Source organism: Arthrobacter sp. Y3223164, assembly GCF_059091005.1.
In genome coordinates, this window is the sequence record NZ_JBNHGF010000873.1 from 1 (window position 1) to 421 (window position 421).

Below are 421 nucleotides of genomic sequence, written 5' to 3' on the forward strand. Positions count from 1 at the left end.
ACCTGGCCGTCCTCGGCAGCGGCACGCTGAGCCTGGACCTGCGGACCCGGCGGGCCAGCGTCGGCGGCCGGGAGGTGGATCTCTCCGCCCGGGAGTTCGCCCTCGCCGAGGCCTTCCTGCGGAATCCGGGCCAGGTGCTCAGCCGCGAGCAGCTGCTCTCGCGGGTCTGGGGATACGACTTCGACCCCGGCTCCAACGTGGTGGACGTGTACGTCCGCTACCTGCGCAACAAGCTCGGGGCGGAGAAGTTCGCCACCGTGCGCGGCATGGGCTACCGCCTCGTCGCCGACGCCTGAGTGAAGGGTCCGGTCAGGCCGCGCCGGCGGCCAGGTCCTCGGCGATGGCAAGCCGTTGCCGGGCGTCCTGCTGCCACCCGTCACCCTCCCCGGGGGTCTTCGCCCCGGCCACCAGCGACAGCGCC

The 421-nt window shown here is 73.4% G+C and carries 1 protein-coding gene; it reads left to right on the plus strand.

The window, feature by feature from the left end; translation table 11 throughout:
• On the plus strand, nt 1–296 hold a 296-nt coding region (locus AC5RUJ_RS18485; protein WP_494156543.1), incomplete at its 5' end, for a winged helix-turn-helix domain-containing protein.
• Nucleotides 297–421: the final 125 nt, after the last annotated feature.